Genomic DNA, 7486 nt, shown 5'->3' with positions numbered 1-7486 from the left:
GTATGGTTGCCTCAATCTCCTTTCGGGTAAAGTTAGCTTCGCCAATGTTATCGGTCGGTAACTATCCAAAAAGCACTGTTTCAGTGACCTTAAAACTGTTTAACTTTTCGGTTCTAGAGCAGTAGACTAGCGGGAGCATCTGCTGGTAGGTCTTGAACACTTGCCGATAACGTAGTCAGTTAAGACTTAAGCTGGTCAGAATGGCTTGTTAGATTTCTCTTTCAAGCCTCATGCCTTTAGGCTGAGGTTCCTGACCCTGATTTGATGCTTCACGCTGCACCCGTTCTGGACGCCCCATACCCGTTGTCATGGCATAATGTTGGGCTAACAGTCGCAACCATAGCGCGGGATAACGATTTTCAATCCACGGTTGTAAGCGACGAATCAGATTAGGGAACCACCCTTTAAGGAATCCACTCACTATAGCATTTCCAGTAAACGTGAAGTAGCTCTTGAGCCAACGTAAGAAATCCTTTGCCCCTGCCATGTCCCAAATCCAAAAAATCAGGGCAGGATTACGTCTAGCTGCTTTTAATGCCAGTCGGTTGAAGGTTAACCAATCGAAACGGTCTTTAATAAAGGTATCAGCAACCTCTGGCGGTTCATCAGCTAAAAGCCCAAAGAAGGTATTCAGCATGGCGTTAACCCGTTGGGGAGGCAAATGACGCCAGGTTGGCACCATCATACCTTTGGAAAAGAGCCAGGTGACTGCAATATTGCTTTGATGAGCGCGAATTTGGTTTAAATCTTTGGCACTCAAGAGATTATGCCGCAGGGCGGTATCGAGTAAGTCGGTTAAGCGCTCCAGATTCCGAACCAGGGAACCAAATCCGGTAAACACCAGAGGCGATTGCAGGGAAGCCGCATCCCCAATGGCAACCAGCCGATCAAACGCCACCGTGCGATCGCGACTATCTAGGCTAAAATGTCCGGGAATATAGCCGAATGTGGGTTTCTTCCACTGGAGCTTTTCCATGTCGCAGCGGCGGTATTCAGGTAAAATTGTAAAAAAGTCTTCATACATTTCTAATAAAGAGCCAGGGTTCTCAGGATGCACCTGATGGTAGTGGAACAAATAGATTGTCAGTTCCTCCCCTGCTCCCGGAAACAGTTCCCAAATCAACTGCCGTCCCCGGGAGATGTCGCCGTGGCTATTGAGAACGTCTCCATAGTTAGAATCCCACACCCCAGGATCAAACCCACTGGCAATTACTGCACCGACGGTGGGGCAGACGCTATCAAACGCCCTGCCACCATTCAGTTGCCAAGCGATGGGGGAAGCGGTACCCATGGCATCGACTAAAAGCCGTCCTATGGCTTGTCGGGGGGTTTTGCTGGGCAGATGCTTGAGACTGACGACAACTTCCTCTGGAGTCATCTCCGCCCGGATAAACTCCATCTCATCCCAGATGTCGCCGCCGGCTTTTTGTAACTTTTCTCCACATAATTGTAACAATTTCTCTGAATCAATTGCCAGATTCAGTACCGTTGGTGTATGTAATACAGGTGCTTTTAGATGAGGAGGGTTGTTGCCATCAAAGAATTTGTTGAAGCCATCGATATATTCTCTAGCGATCATGGCTTCAAACTCATCGGGGGTAAATAACCCCAAATCGATGAGACTCTCAAACTCAGCCCGGGAAATATTCCACTCTCGGTTCATGCGCCCAAAGGGTAAGCGTTCTACCAGTAGGACTCGATACCCCCGTTGTGCCATCACAGCGGCGTGAATGACTCCCAGGGCGCCACCGATATAAATTAGGTCATAGGTGGACTTTGAGCGGCTGCTTCCTCGAAGCTGTGTTGGTTCCTCGGTTGTCTTAAACACAACTTGTTTAGGCTGTTGTGGATATAGCACTCCTTCGCGCCATCGTTTCTCCCACCAATAGACGCGGTTGAGGTCATATTCCCCTTTGGGCATTTTTTGGAAGAAATGAACCGTCTGGGGATAATAGGGCGCGAGCGCCTCAAAGATAGACTGTTGGGATAAATCAACCTCTGGGGGTTCAGGATAGTGGTAGGGAAACTTACTGCGTAAATCCGCAGTCAGCTTCTGGAGCAATTTCCGTTCGAGAGCGATCGCGCGATCGCAACCGCGAAAGGCTTTCAAGTACGTGGTTCGCTGCACCGACCAAACAAAAATGGAGATTTCCGGAATCGGAAGCCTTATCGGTGTAGATGAATTGGCTAAAGGCGCAGGTTCAATTTGTACCAGGATACCATCAGGGGTTATAGTTTTCTTCCCCAGCTCAAAGTGCCAGTCCTGCTGCAACCAGGTGCGAACAGTGTCGGTGTCGGGGTTCGGTATTTCTACGTAGAGCAGTTCTTTCATCGGAGTGATCTGATTCGCTGAGGAATTAGGCAAGATAACGGAGGTGAGCTGAAGCAAAATAAGCTACACTTCCGGATACTGATTGGTTTAATATTAGTAAAAAAAGTTTACACTCTTCTCATTTTTAGTCAATTAGGGTGCTTTTGTTAACTCACCATGAATTATCCCATCCCAGTTAGTCCTCAAGAAATGGCGGCTCTCCGTCAAAAACCAGTGAATGAAGAATTAGTGGCTGCGGCAATTGCCGGTGTCATTCAGATTGCTCGTTCTCAGGGACAGTCCCTAGACGAGCTTACCGCCGAAGTGCTTGCAGAAGATAGTGTCTTAGATCAGGCACAACGCCGCTGGCTTAGTGATATTGTCGCCCAAGCCTGGAACATTCTGCCATCCATAGAGGCGGTAGAGAGTATTCCAGTTTCTTGAAGATGTCAAGCGGTGTCAATCATCGCTTGTCGTCAGGTTAGGCGTCAGGTTGCTCCCACGTCCTAGCCGTCCCCTACAGAGTCTGTGCGTAAGTCCTACCCCAGGCGTCGTTTTACACTATCCGGACGGCTATTCGGGATAAAGGATTTTTCTTTATTGAGTGAAATATATCTTGATTAAAGATTTAATAAAAAATTAGCAATTGAGGGAATTATCGGACAGCTTCAGGAACTGGCTAAGCTAGCATTAGAGTAATCTGGTTAACCCCAACGTTATGTTTAAAGCCCGCACTCTGATTAAATTCCTGATCATTTTTTTGCTGACGGTCTTTATTTTAACATTTAACTGCCTTCACTATTTTATTTTCGGGGTATTCAATATTCTCGGTCAAGACTCTCTAGCAGGAAATCAGTACAATTACGGAGAAGTTTTGCAGAAAGCGGTCTATTTTTATGATGTGCAGCGTTCCGGCAAACTCCCTGCCAATAATCGGGTGGAATGGCGGGGGGATTCAGCATTAACTGATGGTGCGGATAATGGGATTGACCTAACTGGAGGCTGGTATGATGCAGGCGATCATCTAAAATTTGGCTTTCCCATGGCAGCTTCAACCACACTTCTGGCTTGGGGAGTCATTGAATACGAAGACGCATATAAACAAAGTGGTCAATATAACGCCATGCTGGATAATTTGCGCTGGGTTAATGACTATTTTCTTAAAGCCCATTCTGCACCAACGGTGTTGTGGGGTCAGGTGGGTAAAGGGAGTTTAGATCATGATTGGTGGGGGGCGGCGGAGGTGATGCCGATGGAGCGTCCTTCCTATAAAATTGATAGCACTTGTTCGGGTTCGGATTTAGCAGGAGAAACCGCCGCCGCGATGGCAGCTTCGGCAATGGTTTTTCAAGAAACTGATGCGAATTATGCCCAAACGTTGCTAAAACATGCCCAGGAACTCTATGACTTTGCCGAGCAATATCCGGGCAACTATTCGGATTGTATCACTGAGGCAGCGGAGTATTATAAATCCAGTGGTTATACTGATGAACTGGTTTGGGGCGCTGCATGGCTTTATCGAGCAACCCAAGCGCCAGATTATTTACAGAAAGCTGAAAGGTATTATGAGCAGTTAAGGGATCAACCTAATGCAACTCTCGCCTATAATTGGACGCATACCTGGGATGATAAATCTTATGGGAGTTATGTATTATTAGCTGAATTAACCGGGAAAAACAAGTATCGACAAGACGCAGAACGCTGGTTAGACTATTGGTGCGATCGCTGTCAGTGGAAACACGTCTCCTATACTCCAGGGGGACTTGCTTGGCTGGATGAATGGGGTTCGTTGAGATATGCAGCAAAAACGGCATTTTTAGCCTTTATTTATGGGGACTCCGTAGACTCGGCTTGGACGCGACGAAAGTATCATGCCTTTGCCGAACGGCAGATTAATTATATGTTAGGCTCTAATCCAGATCAGCGGAGTTATGTAGTCGGATTTGGCAATAACCCACCGAAACAACCCCATCATCGGACAGCACATGGTTCTTGGGCAAATAGTAAAGAAATTCCGGAAGAAACGCGACATATTTTGTATGGAGCCTTAGTTGGTGGACCGGATCAGCAGGATAATTTTATCGATGAACGGTCTAATTTTAAGATGACTGAAGTGGCGACAGATTATAATGCCGGATTTACCGGCGCCGTGGCGAAACTCTATCAGAAGTATGGGGGTAATCCCTTAGCCAATTTTCCGCCAACCGAACCACGAGACGATGAATTTTTTGTTGAGGCGCAAGGGAATCAACTCAGTGATAATTTGATGGAGGTTCAAGCCACCGTTTATAACCAATCCGCCTGGCCCGCCCGGATTATTCCTAATTTATCATTTCGGTATTTTATTGATATTAGTGAGGTGATTGAAGCCGGAGGAAACCCAAAGGATATCCAAGTCAATACCAGTCCGGAATCAGGAATAACGGTATCTGGACTCACGCCTTGGCAAAATTCGCCAACGATTTACTATATCCAGGTGGATGTAGACGGAACTCAACTTTATCCTGGGGGAGAAGCGTATTATCAGAAAGATGTCCAGTTTCAGGTAAATACACCAACAGGTATCTGGACTATGAATAATGACTGGTCATACCCAGTAGAACAAGCCGGGAATGGCAAGGGCATTCATATTCCGGTTTATAATAGTGGAAAATTAATTTTTGGAATTGAACCGCCAAAGGAGGTATAAAATCAAATATAGGGGCGATTACCTTGTCTAGATGAACAACTCCAGAAACAGGGCAGGTTTATATACGTTACCCGTTTTGAAGAGCATGTTATCGGTAAAACCCGCCCCTACAGACCATCGGGTTGCCCTCTTCTCAAACCCTTGTGTCAGAACGTGTTTTTCAGGAATTAAAGGTGCGTCTACAGATTAAAATCTGTAAATAAATGGGATGGAATGATGCCATGAAAATCGATAGACGTTTTTTCCTCGGTTGGGCAATATCAATGGCTTATGGATTCTGGGCTAAAGGACAAGCGCAATCGGTAAATTTAGATAATCTAACTAAACTGTTGATTAATCAAGTCGGATATTCGCCAACCCGTCCTAAATTAGCCTTTTTACTCAATTCCCCTCATTCAGTCACCAATCCAGTCCAATTAATTAACGTCCGTAATAACCGCCCCGTATTCGAGGTGGAGTTATCAGCACCGATGCAAGATGCAGCCAGTCAGGATAATATCCAAGGGGTTGATTTTACCGCATTCAACCGTCCCGGACGCTATTACCTGAAATCTGGAGATATTCAGTCTTATCCCTTTGATATTGGTCAGGATATTTATCAGGATGCCTTCAATACAATGCTGCGTTCCTACTATTTACAACGCTGCGGGGTAGCCATACGAGATTCTATCAATGGGATTGGTCATTCTCCCTGCCATTTAAATGATGGCACCTTTGCTCATACCGATGATATGCATCGGGCGGGTGAAATGAAACGCGCCCAAGGGGGTTGGCATGATGCAGGAGATTTTGGCAAATATGTAGGACCAACGGCGGTAACTGTGGGTCGTTTATTAAGTTTATATGAGCAATATCCATCGTTATTTTCTGACCGCCAATTAATGATTCCCGAAAGTGGCAATGGCAGACCCGATGTGCTGGATGAAATCAAGGTAGGATTGGATTGGATGGTGACCATGCAACGGCGTGATGGTGCGGTTTATCGGAAGCTTTCGGGGAAAGAATGGCCCCCCATGATTCTACCGAATGAAGATATCCAAACTCGCTATATTTATGGGATTTCTACACCAGAAACGGCGAAATTCGCCGCCGCGTTGGCAATGGCGGCGCGAGTGTATTCAGCTTATGATGTGTTATTGGCGAAGAATTATTTGAAAGCGGCGCAAAAAGCTTGGGAATTTTTGCAAAGTGAACCTTCTATGCGGGTGGATTGGGTTGAGGGTGATGATAGTGGTTCGGGGAAATATTTGGCTGGAGAGTGGGATACGGAAGCCTCGTTAACGACGGATAAAGATGACCGTTTTTGGGCGGCGGCGGAATTGTTGATTACGACAGGGGAGGCAAGTTTTGCTGAGTATTTAGAGCAAGAGCTTCCTGAGTTGTCTTATACTCTATTTGAATGGAAAGATCCCTCAGCCTTGGGGATGGCAGATTATCTGCTGCAACCGCGTCAGCAAGGTTCAGAGAATCTGAAGGCGCAAATGAAGCAGAAGTTATTGGAACGGGCAGATCGTTTGCTGGAGACGGTGAATGGTAGTGGTTATCGCTTGGCAATTGATAAGTTTATCTGGGCGTCTAATAAGATGGTGGCGGAGGAGGGGATTACCTTGTTTTATGCCTATAAATTAACTGGAAATCAAGGGTATTTTCAGGCGGCGGTAGATCAGTTGGATTATTTGTTAGGACGCAATCATTTTAATCTATCCTTTGTTACGACTGTGGGGTCAAATTCAGTCCGCAATGTCCATCACCGAGTTGCTGTAGCGAAAAAAACGGTGATTCCAGGGTTAATGGTAGGGGGGGCGAATACAGAAGCCCAGGATGAAATTGCCCCGAAAGGATTGGGTCCGCTAAGTTATTTAGATGATGAGCGATCTTATGCCACGAACGAATATGCGATTGATTATAATGCCTCCGCGATCGCACTGATGGGGATGGTGATGACGGAAGGTTAATAGTTGCGCTGTCTTCGCGATCGCATCCCGTTGATGAGGATAACAATATCACAATCCCGTAGGGGCGCACCGACGTGCGCCCTAACCGAAAAAAAGCTGGGCGGTTAGAAACCGCAGCTACACAAACTTGCACCCGCCTGCGCGGGTTAAAATACCCGTGCGATCGCATCCCGTTGAGGAGGATAACAATAGCCCCTACATTATTTGGGGATGGTGGGTTGAGGGTGTTTTTTGGGTTGGTTGCGGTGGTGAGGGCGGGTTTTGTTGTGGCGTTAGGGGTTTATGTTGTTGTGTTTTCGCCTAAACCAGCCCCTACATTATTTGGGGATGGTGGGTTGTGGGTGTTTTTTGGGTTTGTTGCGGTGTTGAGGGCGGGTTTTGTTGTGGCGTTTGGGGTTATTTTTGTTGAGTTCTCGACTAAACCCGCCCCTACATTATTTGGGGATGGTGGGTTGAGGGTGTTTTTTGGGTTGGTTGCGGTGGTGAGGGCGGGTTTTGTTGGGGCGTTAGGGGTTAATGTTGTTGAGTTAG

The 7486-nt window shown here is 46.6% G+C and carries 5 protein-coding genes; 4 read left to right on the top strand and 1 reads right to left on the bottom strand.

Translation table 11 applies throughout. The annotated features are described in order from the left end of the window. Positions 1-208 precede the first annotated feature (208 nt). Positions 209-2332 carry an NAD(P)/FAD-dependent oxidoreductase gene (locus tag RIM23_RS20080; RefSeq protein ID WP_446368874.1) on the bottom strand — a complete coding sequence of 708 codons (2124 nt, stop codon included), beginning with the start codon at positions 2330-2332 and terminating at the stop codon, positions 209-211. Positions 2333-2488: 156 nt separating this feature from the next. On the opposite strand from RIM23_RS20080, the gene RIM23_RS20075 reads away from it, so the two are divergent. From RIM23_RS20075 to RIM23_RS20060, 4 genes are all read left to right on the top strand, one after another. Next, complete coding sequence (locus tag RIM23_RS20075; protein ID WP_446339381.1) at positions 2489-2755, top strand: hypothetical protein; 267 nt, start codon at positions 2489-2491, stop codon at positions 2753-2755. Between the two features lie 274 nt (positions 2756-3029). Further along, entirely contained in the window at positions 3030-5000 is a 1971-nt protein-coding gene (locus RIM23_RS20070) for a glycoside hydrolase family 9 protein (protein WP_446368873.1), read from the top strand. Positions 5001-5221: 221 nt separating this feature from the next. After that, positions 5222-6955: a glycoside hydrolase family 9 protein gene (locus tag RIM23_RS20065; RefSeq protein ID WP_446368872.1), complete on the top strand. Its 1734-nt coding sequence runs from the start codon at positions 5222-5224 to the stop codon at positions 6953-6955. 74 nt (positions 6956-7029) lie between these two features. Beyond that, a partial coding sequence (locus RIM23_RS20060) for a hypothetical protein (protein WP_446368871.1) occupies positions 7030-7486 on the top strand: 457 nt, incomplete at its 3' end.

Origin of the sequence: Coleofasciculus sp. G3-WIS-01 (genome assembly GCF_040223135.1) — a bacterium.
In the GTDB taxonomy this organism is placed as follows: domain Bacteria; phylum Cyanobacteriota; class Cyanobacteriia; order Cyanobacteriales; family Coleofasciculaceae; genus Coleofasciculus.
The sequence above is the reverse complement of the archived record's forward strand: the minus strand, read 5'-3'. Positions and strand labels throughout refer to the sequence as shown.